Origin of the sequence: Rhodoferax potami (assembly GCF_032193765.1) — a bacterium.
GTDB lineage: Bacteria > Pseudomonadota > Gammaproteobacteria > Burkholderiales > Burkholderiaceae_C > Allorhodoferax > Allorhodoferax potami.
Genome location: NZ_JAVBIJ010000001.1, coordinates 2053610 through 2077177 on the forward strand (window position 1 = coordinate 2053610; position 23568 = coordinate 2077177).

The window sequence follows — 23568 nt, forward strand, 5'->3', positions numbered from 1 at the left end:
TCAGGCGTTGGCCTGCAACCAGGCGTCCAACTCCGCCACAGAGTGGGCAATCGCCAAGGGCCCCAGCGCCTCGAAGCTGTCCGGCTCATGCGCGCCGTAGCTCACGGCCACGCTGGCGCATCCGGCGTTCACCGCCATTTGCAGGTCGTGGGTGGTGTCGCCGATCATCAGTACCCGGTCAGCCTCCACCCCAAACTCCATCATCAGCTCTTGCAGCATCAGGGGGTGGGGCTTGCCGGCGGTTTCGTCCGCCGTGCGGGAGCCATCAAAAATGCCTTGCAGGTTCACATCGCGCAACGCTTCATTCAGGCCGCCACGGCTCTTGCCAGTGGCCACAGTCAGCAAATGCTGGCGGGCTTTGAGCCGATCCAGCATCTCCAGCACACCTGTAAACAGGGTGATGTCGTTCTGGTGCACGCTGTAGTGGTGCTTGTAGCGCGCACCTAACAGCGGGTATTTGTCAGCAGGCACATCCGGCGCGGCATGGGCCAATGCTTGCATCAGGCCCATGCCAATGACATAGGAGGCATCCTTGTCGCTGGGTACGGTACCCCCTACATCCTGAACCGCCAGCTGGATGCAACGGGTGATGAGGGCGGTGGAGTCAAACAAAGTGCCATCCCAATCGAATGCGATCAGGTCAAAACGGCGGGGGCGGAAAGCGGTGGAATTCATGCCTCGATTTAACCCTGAACCGGTGCCATCGCGCCCGGTTCTTCAGGAATGGCCTGCAGCAGAAAACGGGCAAGTTCGGGCGGCAGGTCGGTCTGCAGGGCCACGCGCTCACCGGTCGCCGGGTGGTTGCACTGGAATCGCCAGGCGTGCAAAAACATGCGCTTGAGCGGCACAAGCCCTTCGTCACGGGCCAGCGCCTTGTTTAGCTCGAAATCGCCATATTTGTCATCGCCCACAATGCCCATGCCTTCCGAGGCCAAGTGCACCCGGATCTGGTGGGTGCGACCGGTCTTGATGGTCACCTCCAACAAGGAATAGGCCTTTTGCTGCGGCGTTTGCACAACGCAAGCCGCGGGCGTGACCGAATGCACCTTGACCAAACTCAAGGACGGCATGGCGTCCGCATGGTCTTTGGCCACCACGCGGACACGGCGCTCGCCATCCGGCAGCAGGTATTTCTGCAAAGACTTGTCCAAGACCTTCTTATTAGCCGGCCACTGCCCTGCCACGAGAGCCAGATAGGTTTTGCCGGTTTCGCGCTCGCGGAATTGGTCTTGCAAATTTTTCAGGGCGCTGCGTTTCTTGGCAACCAGCAGAATGCCGCTGGTTTCCCGGTCCAGCCGGTGCACCAGCTCCAGAAACGTCGCCTTGGGGCGTGCCATGCGCAATTGCTCAATCACGCCAAAACTCACCCCTGAACCGCCATGCACCGCCACGCCTGCCGGTTTGTTTACCGCCAGAAAATGGTCGTCTTCAAACAGCACGGGGAAGTCCTTGGCCGGCACAAAGCGGTGGGCCTGCTCGGCCATCGCAGCTGTTTTTTGGTCCGCACGCTCGGACGTGCGCACCGGTGGCAGGCGGATAAGATCGCCCGCGGCAATCCGGGTGTCGGCGCTGGCGCGGCCTTTGTTCACGCGGACTTCGCCGCTGCGGATGATGCGGTAAACGTGGGTCTTGGGGACGCCCTTGAGCTCCCGCATCAGAAAGTTGTCGAGGCGCTGGCCAGCGCTGTCTTCATCCACCGTCACGGATTTGACTTGGGTGTTAGCCAGGGGGGCCGTTGAGGGCTCTTTGCCCCCTATAATGTGTTTCACTAGCGACGCGCCGTAAGTGGTTGATTTGTCTGGAGTTTAGTCCACACCCCACTGAACGCAGCGCTGGAAGGTCGAAGTCCCCGTTTGGCGCCAGCTGTAAATCACACGCCACCTGCCTGTGATGGCAGCGACACCACACGGTCAAGCCGACGAATTGAAACCCTGATACGGAATACCCCAAGTCTGCCAACCCACGGTTGGCGGGCGGAATGAAACGAGATGTTTGTGTTGCTAAGCCTGATCACCTTGTGCCTGCGGAGCGTTTACGCCCCGTTTGGTGGCACAAATCGGCCTGCAGCCCCGGTACTACCTGCGCAACCAGCTAGCATTTTTGTAGCGAGTTCACAAACGCATTCCCTCGTCCCCATCCACGCGCCTACGCTTCGACACCTCGTGTGACCTGAAGTTCTCCGGCAATTCCTCCTCACTTCAATTCGTCAGTCCGACTTCGTGAGCCCCCACCGGGCATGTACTAATTGAAGAAGGATGCAATCCATGAAACGGATGCTGATCAACGCCACGCAGGCTGAAGAACGCCGCTTGGCCATCGTCGACGGACAAAAACTCCTCGACTACGAAATCGAAATTGAAGGCCGCGAACAACGCAAAGGCAACATCTACAAAGCGGTCGTTACCCGCGTAGAGCCCTCCCTAGAAGCCTGTTTTGTGGACTACGGTGAAGACCGCCACGGCTTCCTGCCCTTCAAGGAAATCTCCAAACAGTATTTCCAGCAAGGCGTGTCTGCGAGCAATGCCCGCATCCAGGACGCGATCCGCGAAGGCCAGGAACTGCTGGTTCAGGTCGAAAAAGAGGAGCGTGGCAACAAGGGCGCAGCCCTGACCACCTTCATCTCTCTGGCCGGCCGCTACGTGGTGCTGATGCCCAATAACCCCCGTGGCGGTGGCGTCAGCCGCCGCATCGAGGGCGACGACCGTGCAGAACTCAAAGAGAACATGGACCAGTTGGAATACCCCAACGGCATGTCCATCATCGCCCGCACAGCCGGCATCGGCCGCAGCGCGCCCGAACTGCAGTGGGACCTGAACTACCTGTTGAAGCTCTGGGGTGCCATCGACGGCGCTGCCAAGGGTGCCAAGGGCGCTTTCCTGATTTACCAGGAATCCAGCCTGGTGATCCGCGCCATCCGCGACTACTTCAACAACGACATCGGCGACATCCTGATCGACACCGACGACGTGTACGAGCAGGCTCAGCAGTTCATGGCCCACGTGATGCCTGAGCATGCTGCCCGCGTAAAGCGCTACCGTGACGACGCGCCGTTGTTCAGCCGCTTCCAGATCGAACACCAAATCGAATCCGCCTACGCTCGCACCGTGACATTGCCTTCCGGCGGCGCCATCGTGATCGACCACACCGAAGCATTGGTTTCGGTGGACGTGAACTCGGCCCGCGCCATCAAGGGCGGCGACATCGAAGAGACCGCCACCCGCACCAACCTAGAAGCCGCTGACGAAGTGGCCCGCCAGATGCGCCTGCGCGACTTGGGTGGCTTAATCGTGATCGACTTTATCGACATGGAAGAGTCCCGCAACCGCCGCGAAGTGGAAAACCGCTTGCGCGATGCGCTGCGCCAAGACCGTGCCCGTGTGCAGTTCGGCACCATCTCCAAGTTCGGTTTGATGGAAATGAGCCGCCAGCGCCTACGCCCGGCCCTGTCCGAAGGTGCGTCCATCCCCTGCCCGCGTTGCGGTGGTTCTGGCCACATCCGTGATACCGAGTCCAGCGCCTTGCAGATTTTGCGCATCATCCAGGAAGAGTCCCTCAAGGACAACACCGCCTCGGTGCTGTGCCAGGTTCCCGTGGAAGTGGCTTCGTTCCTGTTGAACGAAAAGCGCACTGAAATCGCCAAGATCGAGTTGAAGCAACGCATCAATGTGTTGATGGTGCCCAACAAGACCCTGGAAACGCCCAACTACAAACTTGAGCGCTTGAAACACGACGACCCACGCCTCGACCACATCGAAGCCAGCTACAAGATGGCTGACGACATGGAAGAAGGCACCGGCGTGACACGTCGCTCCCAAGAGCCGACTAACAAGCAAACGCCTGTGATCAAGGGTGTGTTGCCTGATGCCCCCGCACCCATCGCGCCTCCTAAGCCAGAGCCCGTCAAGGTTGTAGCAGCGCCCGCAGCTCCCGTTGCAGCAGCGCCGGAACCTACAGGCTTCTTTGCTTGGCTCAAGTCTTTGTTTGCAGCTCCCGCTGCCGCTCCAGCCCCTGTGGCCCCGACTCCAGTCAAGACGGAAGAGAAGCGCGAAGCCCGTCCAAGCCGCGACGGTGGCCGTAACGGCGGCCGCAACCAGCGTGGCGAGCGCAATGCAGAAGGCCGTGGCGAAGCGCGTGCCGATGCCCGCCCGGATAACCGCGGCGAGCGCAATGACCGTGGCAACCGCAATGAGCGCGGTGACCGCAATGCGCGCCCTGAGCGTGGCGAACGGGGTGCCCGCAATGAGCGCGGCGAACGCAACCAAGCCCCCCGCCAAGATCGCATGGACGCCGAACAAGCCAAAGCGGTCAACCCTGAGGTCAGCGTCCAAGCCGACCAAGGTAGCCAACAGCAGCCCCGCGAAGGTCGCCAGGAGCGCGGCAACCGCAACGAACGCGGTAACCGCGGACCGCGCAACGGCGAGCGCACGGACGTACGCGCTACGGAGCCCACCAGCGAAGTAGTAGCGCCCCAAGCGCTGACAGAGGGCGCAGTGCCCGCAGCAGACCCAAGCGCTGAAGGACGCGAACCACGCGAAGGCCGCAATGGCCGTGGCCGTGGACGCCGCAACGACCGGGCGCCACGCCAGGACGAAGGTCAAGCGCCACAAGCAGCCGGGACTGAAGCCACCGGCAACGAAGTCGCTGAAGCTGTCGCTACTGGCGAAGTTGCCGCCGACAACGGTGCTGCGCAGGAGCCGCGTGAACGCCGCTCGCGTGACCGCTACGGTCGTGACCGTGGTAACCGCGGCCCCCGTGGTGAAAATGGTCAGCGCATCGCGATCGACGGTGCAGAAGCCGCAGCAGTGGCGCCCGAGGCGAGTGCTGCGCCAGAAGCCGTGGCCGTGACTGTGGCACCGGAAGCCGCCGCACTCGTGGCCGCTGAGGTAAGCGCACCCGCACCGGTAGCTGCAGCGCCTGTCGCAGCACCCGTAGCTCCAGCGCCCGCCCCGTTAGCGGATGCGGCACCTGCCGGCCGCATGCCCAAAGTGGCAGGCTACAGCCTGCCGACCGCTGCCTTGGTGGAAGTGGCCAACAGCTCTGGCCTGCAATGGGTGAACTCGGATGCAGACAAAATCGCAGCCGTGCAAGCCGCGATTGCCGCCGAACCCAAGCCGGTGCACATCCCCCGCGAGCGTCCTGCCCCGGTGGAGCTTGACGACCGCCCCTTGGTGTTGGTCGAGACCCGTCGCGATCTGCGTGACATGAAGCTACCGTTTGAGAACGATCAAACGGCTTAAGCCGCCAGTCCAGTCACCGCCATGCGCGGTGACTGTTCATAAAAAAAGGGCACCGAGGTGCCCTTTTTTTATGCCGGATTACCGGCAAGATCTCACTAAAAAATATCCACCGCGCCGATTTTCAGGGCCTCAGCAAAAAAGCCTTTGCGCACGAGTTCCGCATGGCTGAACACCTTGTTCCGGCCGTGGTGCTGCCCATAGTCAACCGCGCGCTCTGCCCGCTCCAAGGCGGTATTGGGTGAGTCATCAGGCGTCACCCGGGTGAGGCCGCCGCAAATCGTCAAATGCCCCACCTGCGGGAAATTGAATTTCTCGATATTGGCCCGGAACCGCTCAAATGCGGCCAGCACCAAGGCCTCATCGGGGCAATGCATCAACACCGCGAACTGCTCCCCCCCGAAACGGTACAAACGATCGTAGGTGCGGAAGGTGTTGTTCATGATGCGCGCGACCAGCAGCAGCACCTCCTCCGCAATCAGGTGCCCATGATGGTCGTTGATCGTGCCGAAGTTATCTACACAGATGGTGCCCAGCCAATAGTTGGGAGGCACCCGATGCCGGCGCTCCTGCCCCGCCGCTAACACGATCTGGCGGGCCTCGGCTGCCGCGTCCTGCATCTCGCCCAACTCTTCGAGGACGGCGCTGTAAAACGTGTCATCCAGAGACTTGCGGTTGAGCAGACCCGTCAAGGCATCCCGATCGCTGTAGGCCAGCAACCGGTACATATTGCGAAAAACACGCGACACATCCGCAATCACCATGAGTTGGTCGTCGAGCAGCGCACTGGCCGAATGGATCTCCAGTACACCCTCCACGTCGGCCACCGGGTCAGCAAATAGCGGCAAATAGGTAATTCGCGGCCCGTCCTCGCCCGCCCAGGCAATTTCGACCCGTTCGCGGCGTTGGATGCAATGCAAACGGTCCCGGTTGTCCTCCAGCAAAGGCAGGGTTTGAAAGTCCACGCGCAAGGGATCTACCACCTTACCACCACCGCGCGCATCGAGCACGGTGACATCCATCCAGCGTTTGACGCCCTCCTCGCTGACGACCTTGGATACCAGCACCCGCTGGATAGGCACCAGGTCAATCAGGGCTTTGGAGAGGGTGAGCTCCAGCAGATCGCGGTCGCGGTGGTCCGTGAGCTTGATGAGGTGTTCAATAAGTGAGGCCATGAAACCATAATAGCCCCAACGCCTTGCGGCGTCACCATGGGTTTACGCCCTTGCAGCCGCTTTGTAAGCCTCTGCCGCCGCTTTGGTATCCATGCGGTGTTCGGCCAGATCGGCCAAGGCCAACAAGGCCCGACGCTTCAAACTGGCATCCTTGAGCAGCGGGATGGACTGTTTCAACAAAGCCTGCGCTTTGCCCCACAGCGACAAGCGAACACACATCACGCCGGCCAGATACTGCAGCAAGGGGTCACCAGGCAGCGCCATTTGCGCCTGCTCGATGCGGGCAAGCCAAGCCGCGTCCGGCACGGCCTCGCTGGCACCGAAACTGGTTTCCAAAATACCGGTCAGCCGCACCCGTTGATCGGTGGTCAGGCTATGGCCTTGCGACTCCCACAGTGGCAACACCCAGAGACGCGCCACCGCAGGATCACCTTGAACGCTAAGCAAGCGTTGCGCAGCCTCCAGCGCCACGTCCGGCTGCTGTCGCTCGGACAATTCCAAAGACGCCCACGCCTGCGACAGTTGCGCAGCATCGTGCGCGTTGCGCAGCATCTCAAGGGCCAGCCCACGCACGATGCCTGCTCCCGCCACTTCCGAGAATGCCCGGTGTTTGGTCAGCACTCTGGCTGCATCCAGTGCCACGCGGGTATTTCGGGCCTGGCGCGCTGCTTTAAAGCGCAACCGCAGCGCAATGGTGCGCCGAGCCGTGCCGACGGGCAATTGCTCCAGCCAGCGCACGGCACCGGCTGAATCGCGATCTTCCAGAGCCCAACGCGCTGCACGCAACTGAACCCCATCCCGCAAGTCACCGGCCTCTTTGCTGCTGGCCTCTGCCAGTGCGTTTTCAAAGTGCGCCTCACGGAGGCTTCGGTCTTGCAGGGCATGGGCACTCTCGGCAGCCAGAAGGTGCGCCAATGTGCGCAAGCGCGCGGCATCCGGCAAGGCATCACCACTGGCCAGCATGGCGTCTTCAATCGCCACCACCACTTCCGCGGCTTTGCGGGCCCGCACAAACCGGCCCGCCACCAAATGGGAAATGGTGTCGAGCAGGCCGGAGTAAATGCTCCGCTCTTTGTACGAGAGCCGCCAGCGACGGGCCTGCTGCGGAATGCTGAACAAACCCGACAAGGCACGCAAGGCCAGATGCAAGGTCACAAAAAGCAGCGCCAGGCCGAGCAACACGAGGTTCAACGACACATCGATACGGTGGGGCGGCCAGAACAAGGTGACCGTGCCATGGTTATTTCCTGCGAAAAGTGCAGACACCACAGCCACGCAAAAGAGGGCGATCAACCAAAGCGCAAACCGCATGATCAGCGCCCCGCCGCTGCCGTAGCCAAGGCGGCCAAGGTGTCGTCCACCCGCGGCACCTCAAGGGTGCGCATTTGAGACTGCAGCACCTGCAAGGCTGCCTGGGCCGCCTGTGTTTTGCGGGACGAGCCATCAAAAAACCGGGTCAGCGAACCAGACGCTGCGGACAAATCGGCACGGGCAGCTTCGGTTTGGCGGGCCAGTAAACCCAAGCGCGCGTTCAGCACCTTCAGCTTGAAGTTTTCGCGCACGAAGAACGCTTGCTCCGGGGACAACAAGGCGGCATCCGGGCTATCGATCTTGCTCACCCGCACCAGGCCCCGTACCTCGTCACGGATGACGACACCGACACGCCCCCACCAACCTGGCAGAGACTCTTGGGCTTGCCGTTCTAAAACCGGCGGGGTTTTGGTTGAGGGCAGCGCATTGCTGACCGGAATCTCGTCCGCCAAAGACACCAACTCGTCCAGCTTGAGCAGCATGGCCGGGGTGTCTGAGAGCGCAGTGTTTTTGATACGTGCGATGTCTTTGGCAATAGCGCGTTGGATCGGTGCCAGGCGCGGCTGCGCGGCGCGGTTGACCCGCTGTTCCGCGGACTTCAGCGCCGTCAACAAAGGCTCGACGCTCCCGGTGAGCTGGGCCTGTTGTTGGGCAAGGCGCAAGCCCGACTCCATGTCGACCACCAGGTTTTCGTCGCGTGAGCGCGAGAGACTTTGGATCAGCTCTTCGAGTTGCGTGCGCTGCAGTGTCACCTCGCTCAAGCGCGCATCCAGCACGGCAATCTTGGCAGCGGTTTCAATCGCCAGCTCTTGCGCCTGCTTGGCGGTGCTCCGCGCTTCGCCGGCTTGCGCGCCGGAGTCCGCCGTCTGGCGGGCCAACTGCTCTTGGACATGGCCGAGCTTCTGCCACAACATCCCGCTGCCGATGGCGCCGGCGGCTGCCACCAAGGCGACAACCCCCAACCAACGGTGGGGCTCCGCCAGCTTCGCAATCGGAGTCACTCCAACCGCAGGTGCGGCATCCTTGGCAAAAGGCTCGGGGGCTTCAGAGTTCATTGCAGGGATTCTATCGAGGCCAACAGTGCGCCCAGCACAGGTTTCGCCTGCAAAACCTGACCAAAACCAGCCTCCAAGGCTGCAGCTTCAATCCGAGCATGGGTTACTACGGCTTTGGCTTGGCTCCAATCCCCGTGCGGGCAGCAGGCCTGCAAATTGCGCACTGCTTCCGAGCTGCTAAACACCCACACTGTGCCGTCTGCGGCGGCGCGCTTCGCAAAGGCCAATGCATCAGCATCCCACACCGGGCGTTGTCGCTGGTAGGCAACGACGAACTCGACCTCGCCTCCGGCGCTTTTCACTTGGCGGGCAAACCAATCCCGGCCAAACCCTTCATCGCTGGCGCCTGCATCCACCGTGGTGCCGCGAACCACCAGCACGCGGTAACCGGGCACCACTTGAGTGGACACCACGTCCCACAAGGCCTCGGAGTCGAACTGGCCGCCGTCATGGTCCGGCGCATCAATGCATGCTGCATGGGCGCCGACTTTCAGCAGCGCAGAGTAGCTGCCGGGCCCCGTCACAAATGCTCTTGTTTTGATAGCTGCATCCGCAGTAAATACGGGCGCCACCATTGTTTTTTGTTCGAAAAAATAGTGCACTGCATTTCGGCTGACAAACATGGCGGCATCAAAGCTGCCCAAGCGCTCCCAGGCCGCGCTGAGCGGCGCAACTGCTGCCGCAGCTTGGATATCAATCAAGGGCAAGGATTCGGCGTGAAAGCCGGCGTCCGCAAGTGCCTTGAGCCACGGCGCAGCTTCCGATTGAGGCCGGGTGATGACGACGCGCATCGCGGCCTTAGGCGGTTTGCGCCCGCACGCCTTCTTGCAATGCAAGCGCGACCTGTTCACCCAACGCGATGGCCGACGCGGTGTCGGCCACACGGCCACTGGCGTGGGCGTACACCACAGGCTGGACGCCATCGGCATCGCCCCAAGCCGCCCGAATACGCAATTGCTCACCATCAAACTGGGCATACGCCGCCAACGGCATCGAGCAACTCCCGCCCATCATGCGGCTCACCGCCCGCTCGGCGGACACCGCCAGCCAAGTGGGTATGTGCACCAGGTGCTGCAAGGCGCCTGCCACGTCTGCACGGTCGCTCCGGATTTCGATGCCCAAGGCGCCTTGCCCGGCCGCGGGCAGCATCTGCTCAGGCTCAAAGACCGCGCGAATACGCGCCTCCAAACCCAAACGCTTCAAGCCAGCTGCCGCCAGAACGATGCCGTCGTACAGGCCATCGTCGAGCTTGCGCAATCGGGTGTCGAGGTTGCCACGCAAAGGCTCAATCTTCAGATCGGGGCGCATGGCGCGCAACAAGGCCACACGTCGCAAACTCGAGGTCCCGACGACGGCGCCGGTTGGCAGATCCAACACACTGGCGTAGGTGCTGGACACCCAGGCATCGCGGGGGTCTTCCCGCTCCATCACGCAGGCCAGCACAAAGCCTTCGGGCAGCTCCATCGGAACATCTTTGAGGGAATGGACCGCAAGGTCGGCACGGCCTTCTTCGAGGGCGACCTCCAGCTCTTTGACGAACAGGCCTTTGCCACCGACTTTGCTGAGCGAGCGATCGAGGATCTGATCGCCTTTGGTGGTCATTCCCAAGAGGGCCACCGTTGACCCGTTTTTTTCTAATAAAGACTGAACATGTTCAGCCTGCCAAAGTGCCAATCGGCTCTCTCGGGTGGCGATCGTAAATGTGGGCAAAATCGTAACTCGGCTGTAATCCAAAATATGGCTTCGATGCTAGCATGGGCGCGTTCCTTGCTTCACCTGAAGCCTCCCCCACCCCACTCCCAGACCTATGAATAAAGCACCTGCCGCAGAAACGGCCAAGCGCACAAAAGACAACGAGCGTCCCTTGGTAGAAGACATCCGCCTCCTCGGGCGCATTTTGGGGGATGTAATTAGAGAGCAAGAAGGTGTGGATGCCTACGAGCTGATTGAGAAAATCCGCACGCTGTCCGTCGCCTTCCGTCGCGATGCCGACCAGGAAGCCGACAAGGCCCTCAAAAAATTGCTCAAGAGCCTCTCTGGCGACCAGACTGTGAGCGTGATTCGCGCTTTTACGTATTTCTCGCACCTGGCCAACCTGGCCGAAGACCGCCACCACATCCGTCGCCGTGCGGTGCACGAGCGTGCGGGTGATACCCAAGAGGGCAGCATCGAAGTCGCCATGTCCCGCCTGCGCTGGGCCGGCATTGCACCCAAAGCGATTTCGAACACCTTGGCCCAAAGCTTTGTGTCTCCGGTGCTCACCGCCCACCCCACCGAAGTGCAACGTAAAAGCATTCTGGATGCAGAGCGCGACATCGCCCAGCTGCTGACCCAGCGCGACGAGATCAAACAGCGCGCCGGTACCGTCGACAGCAAGAAAGACGCACTCACCCCCAAAGAGCTGGCCGCCAACGAAGCCCAGATGCGCGCCCGCGTGATGCAGCTCTGGCAAACCCGCTTGCTACGCTTTTCCAAGCTCACCGTGGCCGACGAGATCGAGAACGCCCTGAGCTATTACGAATCCACGTTTTTGCGCGAGATTCCCAAGTTGTATGCCGAGCTCGAAAGCATGCTGGGTAACCAGCCGGTGCACAGCTTTTTGCGCATGGGCCAGTGGATTGGTGGTGACCGCGACGGCAACCCCAACGTCAGCGCCCAGACCCTGGAATACGCCTTGCGCCGCCAAGCCGAAGTGGCACTGCGCCACTACCTGACCGAGGTGCACTACCTAGGCGGTGAGCTCTCCATTTCCGCGATGCTGGCCGACTGCACCCCCGAAATGCAAGCGCTGGCTGAGCGCTCCCCGGACCAGAACGCCCACCGCAAAGACGAGCCCTACCGCCGTGCACTCACCGGCATGTATGCGCGCCTGGCCGCCACCTTGTCCGACCTGACCGGCACAGAAGCAGCCCGCCACGCGGTGGCACCGCAAAACCCCTACCTGTTGGCCGAAGACTTTGTGGCCGACTTGCGGGTGATTGAAACCTCCCTGAAGGCAAACCATGGTGGTGCATTGACGGCACAGCGGCTGCACCCCCTGATCCGCGCAGTGGAAGTGTTTGGCTTCCATCTGGCCACGGTTGATTTGCGCCAAAGCTCTGACAAACACGAAGAAGTGGTGGCGGAACTGCTGGCCACTGCCCGTGTGCACGCCAACTACAGCAGCCTGTCAGAAGACGCCAAGCGTGCCCTGCTAATGGGCCTGCTCAACGACGCGCGTCCGCTGCGGGTCCACGGCGCGGAATACTCGGCACACGCCCAAGGCGAGCTCGCCATTTTTGCCATGGCGAAGGTCATGCGCGAGCGCTTTGGCGTCGAGGCGATCCGGCACTACATCATCAGCCACACCGAAACAGTGAGCGACTTGCTCGAGGTGCTGCTGCTGCAGAAAGAAGTCGGCCTGATGCGCGGCACCCTGGATGCGGCGGGTATTTCCGACCTGATCGTGGTGCCCCTGTTCGAAACCATTGAAGACCTGCGCAATGCCGCGCCCATCATGCGTGAGTTCTATGCGCTGACGGGTGTGGCCGATTTGGTCAAGCGCAGCGGTGGCGAGCAAGACATCATGCTGGGCTACTCCGACTCCAACAAAGACGGAGGCATTTTCACCAGCAACTGGGAGCTGTACCGCGCCGAGATCGCCTTGGTCGAATTGTTCGATGTGCTGGCGGCCCAGCACAAAATCCAGTTGCGCATGTTCCACGGCCGCGGTGGCACCGTGGGTCGCGGCGGCGGCCCGAGCTACCAGGCCATCTTGGCCCAGCCCCCGGGCACCGTGCGTGGCCAGATCCGCTTGACCGAGCAAGGCGAAGTGATCGGCTCCAAATACGCCAACCCTGAAATCGGCCGGCGCAACCTCGAAACCTTGGTCGCAGCGACGCTGGAAGCGACTTTGCTGCAACCCACCAAGTCGGCCACCAAGGCCTTCCTGGAAGCGGCGGCAGAGCTCTCCAGCAACAGCATGGCGGCTTACCGCGCCCTGGTGTACGAAACCCCCGGTTTCACCGAATACTTCTTCAGCTCCACGCCTTTGCGCGAAATTGCCGAACTCAACATCGGCTCGCGCCCGGCCTCGCGCAAGGCCTCACAGCGGATTGAAGACCTGCGCGCGATTCCTTGGGGCTTCAGCTGGGGCCAATGCCGCTTGACGCTGCCCGGTTGGTTCGGGTTTGGCTCGGCGGTGCAAAAGTTCGTGGGCTCCGGCACGGCCGCAGAGCAAAAAGAACGCGTCGCGCTCCTGCAAAAAATGTACAAGCAGTGGCCGTTTTTCGGCACCCTGCTCTCCAACATGGACATGGTCATGGCCAAGAGCGATTTGGCCCTGGCCTCGCGCTACTCCGAGTTGGTCAGCGATGCCCGACTGCGCAAGAAAATCTTCAGCGCCATCGAAGCCGAATGGCACAGCACCGCGCAGGCGCTCGCCACCATCACCGGCGAGAAAAACCGCTTGGCCAACAACGCGGCGTTGCAGCGTTCGATCCGTCACCGCTTCCCGTACATCGACCCCTTGCACCACCTGCAAGTCGAACTGGTGCGCCGCTACCGCGAGGGCAAAGCCGACGAACGGGTGCAGCGCGGGATCCACATCTCGATCAACGGCATCGCCGCCGGACTGCGCAACACCGGCTGACCGGTGTTTGACAAAAAGCAAAAGGGCCCTCGGGCCCTTTTTTTATGGGGTGGCGCATCGACTAACGCCAGCGGGCTTCGATGCGCGCGTATTCCCCGTTTTTGCGAATCGTCTCCAGACCGGCATCGAACCTTTGCACCAGCGCCGCAGCGCCCTCGAAACGCTTGGAGAAGGACAGGTACAGCCCCGTTTCCAGCAGCGTTCCGCGCAACCGGAACTGCTGGCCCAGCGCCTGGTTGTTCACCGCGATTTCGTTGGCAACCCGGTCGTATACCAAGGCATAGTCCACCCGCCCTGCCACCAGCTTGCGCAGCGAGGTGAGATCCGAGTTGGCCACATCGCGCACCATGGCAGGGTCATCATCAAAGGCGCTACCGTAGTCATAGCCGTTGGTGACACCGATGCGCTTTCCCTTGAGGCTTTGCAGATTCACCGGCTCCGATGGGCCGTCTGCGCGACCGTAAATCCCGATCCGGGCGCGAAACAAGGGATGGCGGTGCCAGAGGTATTTGTCTTCGGTGCGCGAATCACGCAGGGTGTTGAAACACGCCGGGAGTTTGCCCGCCTCGACCTCGCGCATACAGCGGGCATACGGCAGGGCCACCAACTCCACCTCGACGCCGGCAGCCGCCCAAGCGGCCTGCACCAGCTCTACCGAAAAGCCCATCGGCTTGCCCGACAGGGTGTAGGCGTAGGGGCGCCAATCGTCTTCGGCGCCAATCTGCACCTTGATCGTGCCTGGTTTCGCATGGACCGTTGGCAGCAAAACACTGGCTAACGATCCCAAGACCAAAGCACGACGAAGACTCATTGAGAAAGCACCCCTCTGACGGTCGACAATTGCCTGCGCGATACGGACAGCAGCTCATCTAGCCCCTGCAACCGCACCGCCCAACCTTCGCCCTCTTCGGCATCAAAGTGCTTCTCCAAGGACCGCACCATTTTGCGGGCGACCAAGGCATTGCGGTGGATGCGGATGAATTGTTGACCAAACTTCTCTTCAAGGTCGCTGAGCGCCCCGTCCAGGATGTAGCTTCGGTTAGCGGTACGCACCGTGATGTACTTGAGCTCAGCCTTGAAATACAGCACCCGCGACAGAGGCACCCGCTCGGTGCGGTTGCGCTCCTGAATCACCAGCACTTCTTCAGTGGCCAAATTGGCTTGCAGCCCTCTATTGGCCTGCACGTATCGCTCTGCTTTTTGTAGCGCAAGCTGCAGGCGCTCCAGGCGGACCGGCTTGGTCAGGTAATCCACCGCTTCGAGGTCAAACGCGGCTACCGCGTGTTCGGCATGGGCAGTCACAAACACGATCGCCGGGGGGCTTTGCAAACTGCGCAAGGTGCTGGCCAGTTTCAAGCCACTGTCACCCGGCATGCGGATGTCCAGCAGCACCACATCTACCGGGTGTTCGCGCAGCAAGGGCGCTGCAACTTCTGCATTGGGTGCCTCTGCTGCCACGTGAACCGCCGGGTCGTTGCAGTCGCCCAGCAGCGTGCGCAAGCGCGCCCGCGCCAAAGGCTCGTCATCCACCAGCATGATCCTCAGAGGGTTGTCAGGCTGCATTGCAGTCATAAAGGCACCTCCATACGCACTTGGTACACCCCGTCTATCAGGCCGCTTTTAAACTGGCCCTGCACATCATGCAACAAAGCCAGGCGCTCCTGCACATTGTTCAGTGCCAGGCCGTGGCCGCGCGCGCCCTGCCCGGCGGGTACCGAATTGGTGACCTTGATCACCACCACCGTCCCCTTGCAACGGGTCGATATCTTGATATCAGCGCCCACAGGGCTCGGCTCCACGCCGTGGCAAACCGCATTTTCCACCAGCGGTTGCAAAATCAGCGGCGGCAATTGGGCGCGATCTGCCCGCGGGTCCAAATCCCATTGCACCCGCAGGCGCTCGCCAAACCGGACTTGCTCAATCGCAAGGTAGCGCTGTGCCAGCGTCAACTCTTCGCCCAAAGTGACCGAGCTGCTCGGGTCTTTGAGTGCATGGCGGAACAGGTCACTCAAGTCTTCCAACAAGGCTTCGGCCTTGGCAGGCTCGGCGCGTACCAGCGCAATCGCGCTATTGAGGGTGTTAAACAAAAAATGCGGCCGGATGCGCGACTGCAGCTCCGCCAGGCGGGCCGCGGTATCGGCCGGGGTGCGGCCTTTGGCGCGCATCACCAGTGCCGCCACCAGCAAGCTGGACAACACGGCCCCGGAGAACAGACTGGACACCCAGGGCGGACTCTCCAGCAGGCCCGTCAAAGCGAGTAGCCCGCAGCCATACAAACCGGCTACACCACCTAGCGTAATTGCCAACGCGTACTGCGCTGCCCGGGGCATGGCGCCCAACCAGCGCTTGGCAATACAGGCCGATAGCAACCATGCCAAGGTGCCCGGCAGTGCGGCGCCGGTAACCAGCGCTACGCGAGCCACCCAATCCCACAGGCTGGTCGCGCCATACATACAGACCACCGCAAGCGACACTTCCACAAACAACACCGCGCGCAGCACCACACCGATGTGGCAGGCATCAAACACCAGCACCGGCGCAGGTTGCGCAGCCGGCACCGTTGGGGTGAGTTCGTGGAACGTCGATAATATTTGGTTGTCGTTCATGTCCACCGGATTTTGACTCCATTCCTGAAAAGCGCTTTCCATGTCACAAAACCAATTCGATAAAAAGTCCCAAGCGTGGTCCGCGCTGTTTTCCGAGCCCATGAGCGACTTGGTCAAGCGCTACACCTCCAGCGTGTTTTTCGACAAGCGCCTCTGGCAAGCCGACATCACCGGCAGCTTGGCGCACGCCGAAATGCTGGCCGCCCAAGGCATCATCAGCGCTGATGACCATGCCTCCATCCAAAAGGGCATGGCGCAAATCTGGGGCGAGATCGAATCCGGCGCCTTTGAATGGAAGCTGGACCTGGAAGACGTGCACCTCAACATCGAGGCACGCCTGACCCAACTGGTGGGCGACGCCGGCAAACGCCTGCACACAGGCCGCAGCCGCAACGACCAGGTCGCCACCGACGTGCGCCTATGGCTGCGCGGCGAAATCGATTTGATCGGCGAGCTGCTGGTAGACCTGCAAAAGTCGCTGGTCGATGTGGCCGAAGCCAATGCCGAAGTCATCTTGCCCGGCTTCACCCACCTGCAAGTGGCACAGCCGGTGAGCTTTGGCCACCACATGCTGGCCTATGTGGAAATGTTCAGCCGCGATGCTGAGCGCTTCAGCGAAGTGCGCCGCCGCACCAACCGCCTGCCGCTGGGCAGCGCCGCTTTGGCCGGCACCAGCTACCCGCTGGACCGCGAGCGCGTGGCCAAGACACTGGCGATGGACGGCGTGTGCCAGAACAGCCTGGACGCCGTGAGCGACCGCGACTTTGCTATCGAGTTCACCAGCGCTGCCAGCCTGACCATGATCCACATCAGCCGCATGAGCGAGGAGCTGATCATCTGGATGAGCCAGAACTTCGGCTTCATCAAAATTGCCGACCGCTTCACCACCGGCTCGTCGATCATGCCGCAGAAGAAAAACCCCGACGTGCCCGAACTGGCACGCGGCAAAACCGGCCGCGTGGTCGGCCACCTGATGGGCCTGATCACCCTGATGAAGGGCCAGCCATTGGCCTACAACAAAGACAACCAGGAAGACAAGGAACCGCTGTTCGACACGGTGGACACCCTGAAGGACACCCTGCGCATCTTCTCTGAGATGATTGGCGGCCAGGTGAATGCAGCGACCGGAAAAAAAGACGGCGGCATCAGCGTGAATACCGAAGCCATGGAGCGTGCTGCCCTCAAAGGCTACGCCACCGCCACCGACCTGGCGGACTACTTGGTGAAAAAGGGCCTGCCCTTCCGCGATGCGCACGAGACTGTGGCCCACGCCGTGAAGGCCGCTCAGTCCCATGCATGCGATCTGTCCGAGCTGCCACTCGAAGTGCTGCAAGGCTTCCACGCCAGCATCGAGAAAGATGTGTACGAGTGCCTGAGCCTGCGTGGCTCGCTCAACGCCCGCAATATTTTGGGCGGTACAGCTCCGGCGCAGGTACGGGCGCAAGTGGCGCGGCATCGCAGCCGCTTGGGCTGAGTCCATCACCGGATAGCGCAAGCTGCCAGCGACTCGCGCTGGTCGTGGGTAATAACCCCCTGCTGTGGCACACAGGGGGAATTTAGTAATCAGAGCTGCGTCTGATACTCAGGACGCCATCAAGCCATGCAGCTTGGCGTATTGCAGGAGCATGATGGTCTTGCCATCGCAGATGGTGCCTGCGGCCACCTGTGCCAGGGCCTCGTCCAGGCCGAGCTCCAGCACCTCAATGTCTTCACCCTCGTGGTGGTGCCCGCCGCCCTCGGACACCTTGTCGCTGTCGGCATATTCACCCACAAAGAAGTACAGGCGCTCAGTCACAGAGCCGGGGCTCATGTAGGCCTCAAACACCTTGCGAACATCCTTGATCTGGTAGCCGGTTTCTTCCTCGGCCTCGCGGCGGATGCAGGTGACAGGATCATCCTGGTCCAGCAGGCCCGCACATGCCTCCACCAACATGCCATCCGGCGAACCGTTCACAAAGGTGGGAAACCGGAACTGCCGGGTCAGGATGATCGTTTGCTTTGCGCGGTTGTAGAGCAGGATGGTGGCGCCATTGCCCCGGTCATAGGTCTCGCGCTGCTGGCGCTGCCAAGTGCCGTCTCGGCGCAAGAGGTCAAAAGTCGTGGTCTTCAACAGGTACCAGTTGTTGGACAGCACCTTTTCTTCAATCACGCGCACGTTGTTTTGCATAGCGAGGCTCCCACAGTGTTAGTGCAACACCATAGCACCGGTGTCAGCCCGCCAACACCCGCTCCAAATCGTCCGCCAGATGATCGACAGCTTCTTCAGTGGTAGCCCAAGAACACATAAAGCGGGCACCGCCGCCGATGAAGGTGTAGAAGGTCCAGCCCGATGCCTTGAGACGGGCAATGGCGGGCTCGGGCAAGTTGACGAACACGCCGTTCACTTCAGTGGGCAGCAGCAACTCGGCCCCGGCAATGCCGGCAATACGCTCTGAGAGGCGGTGCGCCATGGCGTTGGCGTGGGCGGCGTGGCGCAGCCAAGTGCCGTCGGTCAACATGGCCAGCCAGGGGGCTGAGAGGTAGCGCATTTTTGAGGCCAGCTGCCCGGCCTGCTTGCAGCGGTAGGAAAACTCTTCCCCCAGCTTGCGGTCAAAAAACACAATCGCCTCGCCAATCGGCAGGCCCATTTTCGTGCCGCCAAAACACAGCACGTCCACCCCAGCGCGCCAGGTGATGTCGGCCGGTGCCACATTGAGGGCGGCCACGGCGTTGGCAAAGCGGGCACCGTCCATGTGCACCTTCAGGCCGTGCTCCTGCGCGATGCGGCTGATGCCGCTGATCTCGCCCTTTTGGTAAATCGAGCCCATCTCAGTGGACTGGGTGAGCGTGACCACCTTGGGCCGCGGGTAATGCACATCGGTGCGGCGGGTGATGACTTCCAGCACGCCGGCCGAGGTGAGCTTGCCGTGGCGGTGCGGGGCGGAGAGCAGCTTGGAGCCATTGGAGAAAAACTCGGGCGCACCGCACTCATCGGTCTCCACGTGCGCGGTATCGCTGCAAATGACGGCCTGGTAAGACTGACACAAGGAGGCCAGCGCGATCGAATTGGCCGCTGTGCCATTGAACACAAAGAACACCTCGGCGTCCGCCTCAAACACCTCGCGGATGCGGTCGCAGGCCAAGCGCGTGGCGTCGTCATTGCCATAAGACGCTGCAAAGCCGGTGTTGGCCGCCATGAACGCCTCCATGGCCTCGGGGCAGATGCCGGAGGTGTTGTCGCTGGCGAATTGCAAATAGTGGCCGGGTGCAACGGTGGACAAGGAGGTAGGCAAAGTGGTCATGGCGGTGTAATATCGTTTTAGCGGATATTTCCGGTATATCGAACAAAAATCCATTTTACCGACCAAAACCACCATGGCGCAAGTCCCCCACCCTACCCCCTTGGTCGACGGCCCCCCAGCCGTAGGCTCCAAACTGCAAGACGCCCGCAAGGCGCAACAGCTCTCGCTGGACGAGCTCTCCAAACGTGCAGGGGTCTCCAAGTCCATGCTGTCTGAGGTGGAGCGCAACCAGGCCAACCCCACAGTCGGCGTGCTCTGGCGTCTGGCCACGGCACTGGGCATCAGCCTCACTGACCTGCTGGGCAACACCACTGCAGACAAGGCCACGCCCACGGTGGAGCTGGTGCCAGCCCACACCATTCCCGTCACTACCAGCCCGGACGGCAAGTGCACCCTGCGCATCCTGGGGCCCATCGCCTTGGCGGGCCGGGTGGAGTGGTACGAGTTAGCCGTGGAGCCCGGCGGCGTGCTGGCCTCCGAGCCGCACGAGGTGGGCGCGAAAGAGCACCTCTCGGTGCTCAGCGGCAGCCTCACGGTACAGGCGGCCGACAGCAGCAAGGTGCTCAAGGCAGGCGACAGCGCGCGCTATGCGGTGGACGTACAGCACGCCATCAGCAACACCGGCAAAGGCATGGCCAAGGCGGTACTGGTGGTGGAGCACCTGGGCTGACTTTTCAATAAAAACGGCCTCTAGCGCAAGTGAAATATGCGCGAGTAGCTATTTAATTGATAGCAACTCAGCGCTGCAGCTTCCAAGGCTCGCTCGCAAAACGCTCCGCCAGAAAGTCCAGCAAAGCCCGCACTGCCGGCGAGAGGTGCTTGCGTGAGGGGTAGAGCGCGTAGATGGACATCATGGGCAGCTGCCACTGCGGCAGCACCTGTTGCAAGCTGCCATCATGCAGGTGGGGGCTTGCCAGGTACGTGGGTTGCATGGCCACACCGCCACCCGCGAGCGCAGCCCGCATCAAGGCGGTGGCCTCATTGGCGCTGAAGTGGCTGCCCACATGCACCTCAGCATGCTCCTCGCCGCGCTGCAGCTTCCACACACTTTTGCCGAAATTGGCATAGCTCAGGCAGCGGTGGGCCTGCAGGTCTGAGGGTAGCTGCGGCGTGCCGTGTTTTGCCAAGTAACTGGGCGAAGCCACCAGCACCGAGGCACACGGCGCCAGCACACGGCCGATGAGCGCCGGGTCCGGCTCGGCGCTGATGCGAATGGCCAAGTCGATGCGCGCCTCCACCAGATTGAGTGCGCCTTCGCTGGCATTGAGATCGATCTTGAGCTGCGGGTAGAGCGCCAGAAAATCGGCAATTGCCGCCGCCATTTCCGCATAGGCAAACGACATGCTGCAGGTCACCCGCAGTTGCCCGCGCAGCGCGCCGTCGTGGCGGCTGGTTTCTTCTTCCACGTTTTCCATGAGCGCCAGCATCTGCTGGCTGCGGCGCAGGCAACTCTCGCCGGCGTCGGTGAGCGTGACGCTGCGGGTAGTGCGCTGCAAGAGGCGTGCACCCAGCCACTGCTCCAGCTCGCCCACATAGCGCGTCACCATGGCGCGGGACATGTCCATCTTGTCGGCCGTGGCGCTGAAGCTGCCACTCTGCGCCACCTCCACAAACACTTGCATGGCAGTTAAACGGTCCATGATTTGCTCAATTTAAGAAACAGTAATGGCCGAATTATCGGGTTTATCTGCGCGGATATTGAAATTAAAGTTCAACCCAACGCTGATGAGAGGACCTCTAAGCGTCTAACCACTACCAGGAGTTCACCATGATCCGCACTACCGTTATCGCCGCATCGCTGGCCATCGCGTTTACCTCACTGTCTGGGGCAGCAAATGCTCAGCAGCCACTCACCGTCAAGGTGTACAACGCCGACGGCAACAGCTTCAACGTCAATTCCACGCTGGTTTATGGCCAGAAAGACGCCATCGTCATTGACGCCGGTTTCACCCGTGCCGACGCCTTGCGCATCGCTGCCAACGTGCTCGACAGTGGCAAGCAACTCACCACCATCTACGTGAGCCAAGCAGACCCCGACTACTACTTCGGCGTGGAAGCCCTGAAAGAAGTGTTCCCCCAAGCCGACGTGGTGACCACACCCGCCGTGCTGGGCAAACTGGCTCCCAAGCTGGCTGGCAAGGTCGCGTTCTGGGGCCCCAAAATGGGTGCCAATGCACCCCGCAAGCCCATGGTGCCCCGCGCGCTGGAAGGCAACACCCTGACGCTGGAAGGCCAGACCATCGAGATCCGCGGCACCCAAGGACTGCTGGCACACCGCCCCTATGCCTGGATTCCGTCCATTAAGGCAGTTGTGGGCAACATCGGCGTGTTCGGCAACATGCACGTCTGGACCGCTGACACACAAACCGCTGCAGAGCGCGCCGCATGGGTAGCCCAGCTGGACGAAATGGCCGCTTTGAAGCCTGAACTGGTGATTCCCGGCCACATGAAGGCAGGTACCAAGGTAGACGCAAGCACCATTGCCTTCACCAAAGACTATCTGCAGACTTTCGAGAAAAACCTCGCTGCCAACAAGACCAGCGCCACCTTGATCCCCGCCATGAAGCAGGCCTACCCTGCCCTGACGGACGGTGGCCTGTCGCTGGACATCGGCGCCAAGGTCAACACCGGCGAAATGAAGTGGTAAATCCCGTCGCCATGCCGTAAGGCATGGCATCCATCCCTGCACCCAGGAGCCCACATGTCCCTTGTTTACCAAGTTTTACAAGACCTGAACGCGGGTCGCTGGAACGCCGCCCATGACCGGGTGCAGAAGGACGACTCCATGCTGGGCGCCTGGTTGCACGGCATCTTGCACCTGCAGGAAGGCGATCTGGAAGACGCCGAGAACTGGTACAACCGCGCCGCCCGTCACTTCCGCAGCCGCGGTAGCCTGCAGGAAGAGATCGTCCTTTTTGAGCAAGCGCTCGCAGCCGCCACGCTTAACAACCATTGAAAGAACTCCACCCCATGTCCACCACAGTGACCTATTTGTTCGACCCCTTGTGTGGCTGGTGCTACGGCGCCTCCCCTGCCATCCAGCGCCTGGGGCAGGAAGCGACGATCACCCTGGGGCTCGCGCCCACCGGCTTGTTCAGTGGGGGCGGGCGCGTGATGAGCGCAGACTTCGCCAACTTTGCGTGGTCGAACGATATACGCATCGGAAAGCTCACCGGCCAGACCTTCAGCGCCGCTTACCGCAGCCAGGTGCTGGGCCAGCACGGCACTCGCTTTGACTCATCCGCTGCCTCTGCCGCCCTGACTGCGGTGGCACAAACGGCCCCGGCCGAGGAACTGAAAACCCTGAAGGTCTTGCAAGAAGCTCGCTACGTGGATGGCCTGGATATCTGCACGCCACAAGGGGTGGAGGCCATCTTGCGGGCCAAGGGCCTGACGGCGGCGGCCGACCTGCTGGCCCGCCAGGACCCAGACCTGCAACTCCAGCACGATGCCCGCGTGCAAAAAGCCCGCCGCCTCATGCAGGCCCATGGCGCACAAGGCGTGCCGGCCATGGTGGTTCACGGCGCGAGCGGCGCTCGCCTGGTGCGTGGCGACGCGCTCTACAACGGCCACGACGCCCTGTTGGCAGCGATTGCCGGAGCCGCGGCCTAAGCCTTGCGGGGCGGCACAAAGGCCGCTCTGGCTTGCAGGGCTCGCTCGCGGGCGTGGCAGCCTTCCAGGTGGTCGTTCACTAGCCCCATGGCCTGCATGAAGGCATACATGGTGGTGGGGCCCACAAAGCTCCAGCCGCGCTTGCGCAAGTCTTTGGACAGTGCGATTGATTCCGGCGAGGTGGTCACTCCGCTGAGCGTTTGGTGGGTAATGGTGGCCGGGCGGCTGCCGCTGACAGGCTCAAAGCCCCAGAAGTAGGCCGCCAGACTGCCGAACTCTGCTCGCAGCTCCTGAGCCTTTTTGGCGTTGTTGATGGTGGAAGCAATCTTGCCGCGATGGCGCACGATGCCGGCGTCCAGCAGCAGGCGCTTCTCATCCGCTTCATCAAACAGGGCGACTTTGTCCATGTCAAAACCTGCAAAGGCGGCGCGGAAGGACTCGCGCTTGTTCAGTATGGTGAGCCAGCTCAAGCCCGCCTGAAAGCCCTCGAGGCAAATCTTCTCGAACAAGCGCGTGTCGCTGTGCACCGGAAAACCCCACTCCTGGTCGTGATAGCGCTGGTATTCAGCCGTGCTGCGGCACCAGACGCAACGTGCGGTGTGGCCATCGTCGGTAAAAAGCCCGTTGGGCGCGGCAGTGTCGTTGAGCATGGAGCCTCCGCTAG

Annotated in this window: 21 protein-coding genes; 7 read left to right on the plus strand and 14 right to left on the minus strand. The window is 61.7% G+C overall.

The features are described from left to right. Entirely contained in the window at positions 1-675 is a 675-nt protein-coding gene (locus tag RAE21_RS09875) for an HAD family hydrolase (protein WP_313881201.1), read from the minus strand. An 8-nt stretch (positions 676-683) separates the two neighbouring features. Continuing rightward, entirely contained in the window at positions 684-1769 is a 1086-nt protein-coding gene (locus RAE21_RS09880; RefSeq protein WP_313881202.1) for an RluA family pseudouridine synthase, read from the minus strand. A gap of 495 nt (positions 1770-2264) precedes the next feature. On the opposite strand from RAE21_RS09880, the gene RAE21_RS09885 reads away from it, so the two are divergent. Continuing rightward, entirely contained in the window at positions 2265-5237 is a 2973-nt protein-coding gene (locus tag RAE21_RS09885) for an Rne/Rng family ribonuclease (protein ID WP_313881203.1), read from the plus strand. A gap of 95 nt (positions 5238-5332) precedes the next feature. Here the strand turns inward: RAE21_RS09885 and RAE21_RS09890 are convergent, their stop codons facing one another. Genes RAE21_RS09890 through hemC form a run of 5 tightly spaced genes read right to left on the minus strand, consistent with a single transcriptional unit; the run spans position 5333 to position 10485 of the window. Next, a complete protein-coding gene (locus RAE21_RS09890) occupies positions 5333-6409 on the minus strand; it encodes a GGDEF domain-containing protein (protein ID WP_313881204.1) in 1077 nt (358 codons plus the stop codon). Positions 6410-6451: 42 nt separating this feature from the next. Further along, entirely contained in the window at positions 6452-7720 is a 1269-nt protein-coding gene (locus RAE21_RS09895; protein WP_313881206.1) for a heme biosynthesis HemY N-terminal domain-containing protein, read from the minus strand. Between the two features lie 2 nt (positions 7721-7722). Continuing rightward, positions 7723-8775, minus strand: a complete 1053-nt coding sequence (locus RAE21_RS09900; protein ID WP_313881207.1) for a uroporphyrinogen-III C-methyltransferase — start codon at positions 8773-8775, stop codon at positions 7723-7725. Beyond that, positions 8772-9566 carry a uroporphyrinogen-III synthase gene (locus RAE21_RS09905; RefSeq protein WP_313881208.1) on the minus strand — a complete coding sequence of 265 codons (795 nt, stop codon included), beginning with the start codon at positions 9564-9566 and terminating at the stop codon, positions 8772-8774. The genes RAE21_RS09900 and RAE21_RS09905 overlap by 4 nt, the downstream gene beginning before the upstream one ends. Positions 9567-9573: 7 nt before the next feature. After that, the gene (hemC, locus tag RAE21_RS09910; protein WP_313881209.1) at positions 9574-10485 is read right to left on the minus strand and encodes a hydroxymethylbilane synthase; all 912 of its coding nucleotides are present in this window, start codon (positions 10483-10485) and stop codon (positions 9574-9576) included. Between the two features lie 97 nt (positions 10486-10582). Here hemC and ppc point away from each other — a divergent pair, with 97 nt between their 5' ends. Continuing rightward, complete coding sequence (ppc, locus tag RAE21_RS09915) at positions 10583-13405, plus strand: phosphoenolpyruvate carboxylase (RefSeq protein WP_313881210.1); 2823 nt, start codon at positions 10583-10585, stop codon at positions 13403-13405. Between the two features lie 61 nt (positions 13406-13466). On the opposite strand, the gene RAE21_RS09920 is transcribed toward ppc, so the two are convergent. The 3 genes from RAE21_RS09920 to RAE21_RS09930 are packed head-to-tail and all read right to left on the minus strand — an operon-like array spanning position 13467 to position 16011. Continuing rightward, the gene (locus RAE21_RS09920; RefSeq protein WP_313881211.1) at positions 13467-14216 is read right to left on the minus strand and encodes a substrate-binding periplasmic protein; all 750 of its coding nucleotides are present in this window, start codon (positions 14214-14216) and stop codon (positions 13467-13469) included. After that, the gene (locus RAE21_RS09925) at positions 14213-14977 is read right to left on the minus strand and encodes a LytR/AlgR family response regulator transcription factor (protein WP_313881212.1); all 765 of its coding nucleotides are present in this window, start codon (positions 14975-14977) and stop codon (positions 14213-14215) included. The genes RAE21_RS09920 and RAE21_RS09925 overlap by 4 nt, the downstream gene beginning before the upstream one ends. After that, on the minus strand, positions 14974-16011 hold the full coding sequence (locus RAE21_RS09930; RefSeq protein ID WP_428984060.1) for a sensor histidine kinase: 1038 nt from the start codon (positions 16009-16011) through the stop codon (positions 14974-14976). Before RAE21_RS09930 ends, RAE21_RS09925 begins: the two co-directional genes overlap by 4 nt. A 40-nt stretch (positions 16012-16051) precedes the next feature. On the opposite strand from RAE21_RS09930, the gene argH reads away from it, so the two are divergent. Next, a complete protein-coding gene (argH, locus tag RAE21_RS09935; RefSeq protein ID WP_313881214.1) occupies positions 16052-17485 on the plus strand; it encodes an argininosuccinate lyase in 1434 nt (477 codons plus the stop codon). A gap of 108 nt (positions 17486-17593) precedes the next feature. Here argH and nudK read toward each other — a convergent pair whose 3' ends face one another. Further along, positions 17594-18178: a GDP-mannose pyrophosphatase NudK gene (gene nudK / locus RAE21_RS09940; RefSeq protein ID WP_313881215.1), complete on the minus strand. Its 585-nt coding sequence runs from the start codon at positions 18176-18178 to the stop codon at positions 17594-17596. 43 nt (positions 18179-18221) lie between these two features. Beyond that, positions 18222-19292 (minus strand): threonine aldolase family protein, encoded by a 1071-nt coding sequence (locus RAE21_RS09945; protein WP_313881216.1) that lies wholly within the window; start codon positions 19290-19292, stop codon positions 18222-18224. Between the two features lie 73 nt (positions 19293-19365). Here RAE21_RS09945 and RAE21_RS09950 point away from each other — a divergent pair, with 73 nt between their 5' ends. Then, entirely contained in the window at positions 19366-19962 is a 597-nt protein-coding gene (locus RAE21_RS09950) for a helix-turn-helix domain-containing protein (RefSeq protein ID WP_313881217.1), read from the plus strand. 67 nt (positions 19963-20029) lie between these two features. Here the strand turns inward: RAE21_RS09950 and RAE21_RS09955 are convergent, their stop codons facing one another. After that, a complete protein-coding gene (locus tag RAE21_RS09955) occupies positions 20030-20932 on the minus strand; it encodes a LysR family transcriptional regulator (RefSeq protein WP_313881218.1) in 903 nt (300 codons plus the stop codon). A gap of 128 nt (positions 20933-21060) precedes the next feature. Between RAE21_RS09955 and RAE21_RS09960 the strand changes: the two genes are divergently transcribed. Genes RAE21_RS09960 through RAE21_RS09970 form a run of 3 tightly spaced genes read left to right on the plus strand, consistent with a single transcriptional unit; the run spans position 21061 to position 22904 of the window. Next, on the plus strand, positions 21061-21939 hold the full coding sequence (locus tag RAE21_RS09960; RefSeq protein ID WP_313881219.1) for an MBL fold metallo-hydrolase: 879 nt from the start codon (positions 21061-21063) through the stop codon (positions 21937-21939). Between the two features lie 54 nt (positions 21940-21993). Beyond that, positions 21994-22248, plus strand: a complete 255-nt coding sequence (locus tag RAE21_RS09965; protein WP_313881221.1) for a hypothetical protein — start codon at positions 21994-21996, stop codon at positions 22246-22248. A 14-nt stretch (positions 22249-22262) separates the two neighbouring features. After that, on the plus strand, positions 22263-22904 hold the full coding sequence (locus RAE21_RS09970) for a DsbA family protein (protein ID WP_313881222.1): 642 nt from the start codon (positions 22263-22265) through the stop codon (positions 22902-22904). On the opposite strand, the gene RAE21_RS09975 is transcribed toward RAE21_RS09970, so the two are convergent. Further along, positions 22901-23554 carry a DNA-3-methyladenine glycosylase I gene (locus RAE21_RS09975; protein ID WP_313881223.1) on the minus strand — a complete coding sequence of 218 codons (654 nt, stop codon included), beginning with the start codon at positions 23552-23554 and terminating at the stop codon, positions 22901-22903. The genes RAE21_RS09970 and RAE21_RS09975 overlap by 4 nt on opposite strands. Between the last annotated feature and the right edge of the window lie 14 nt (positions 23555-23568).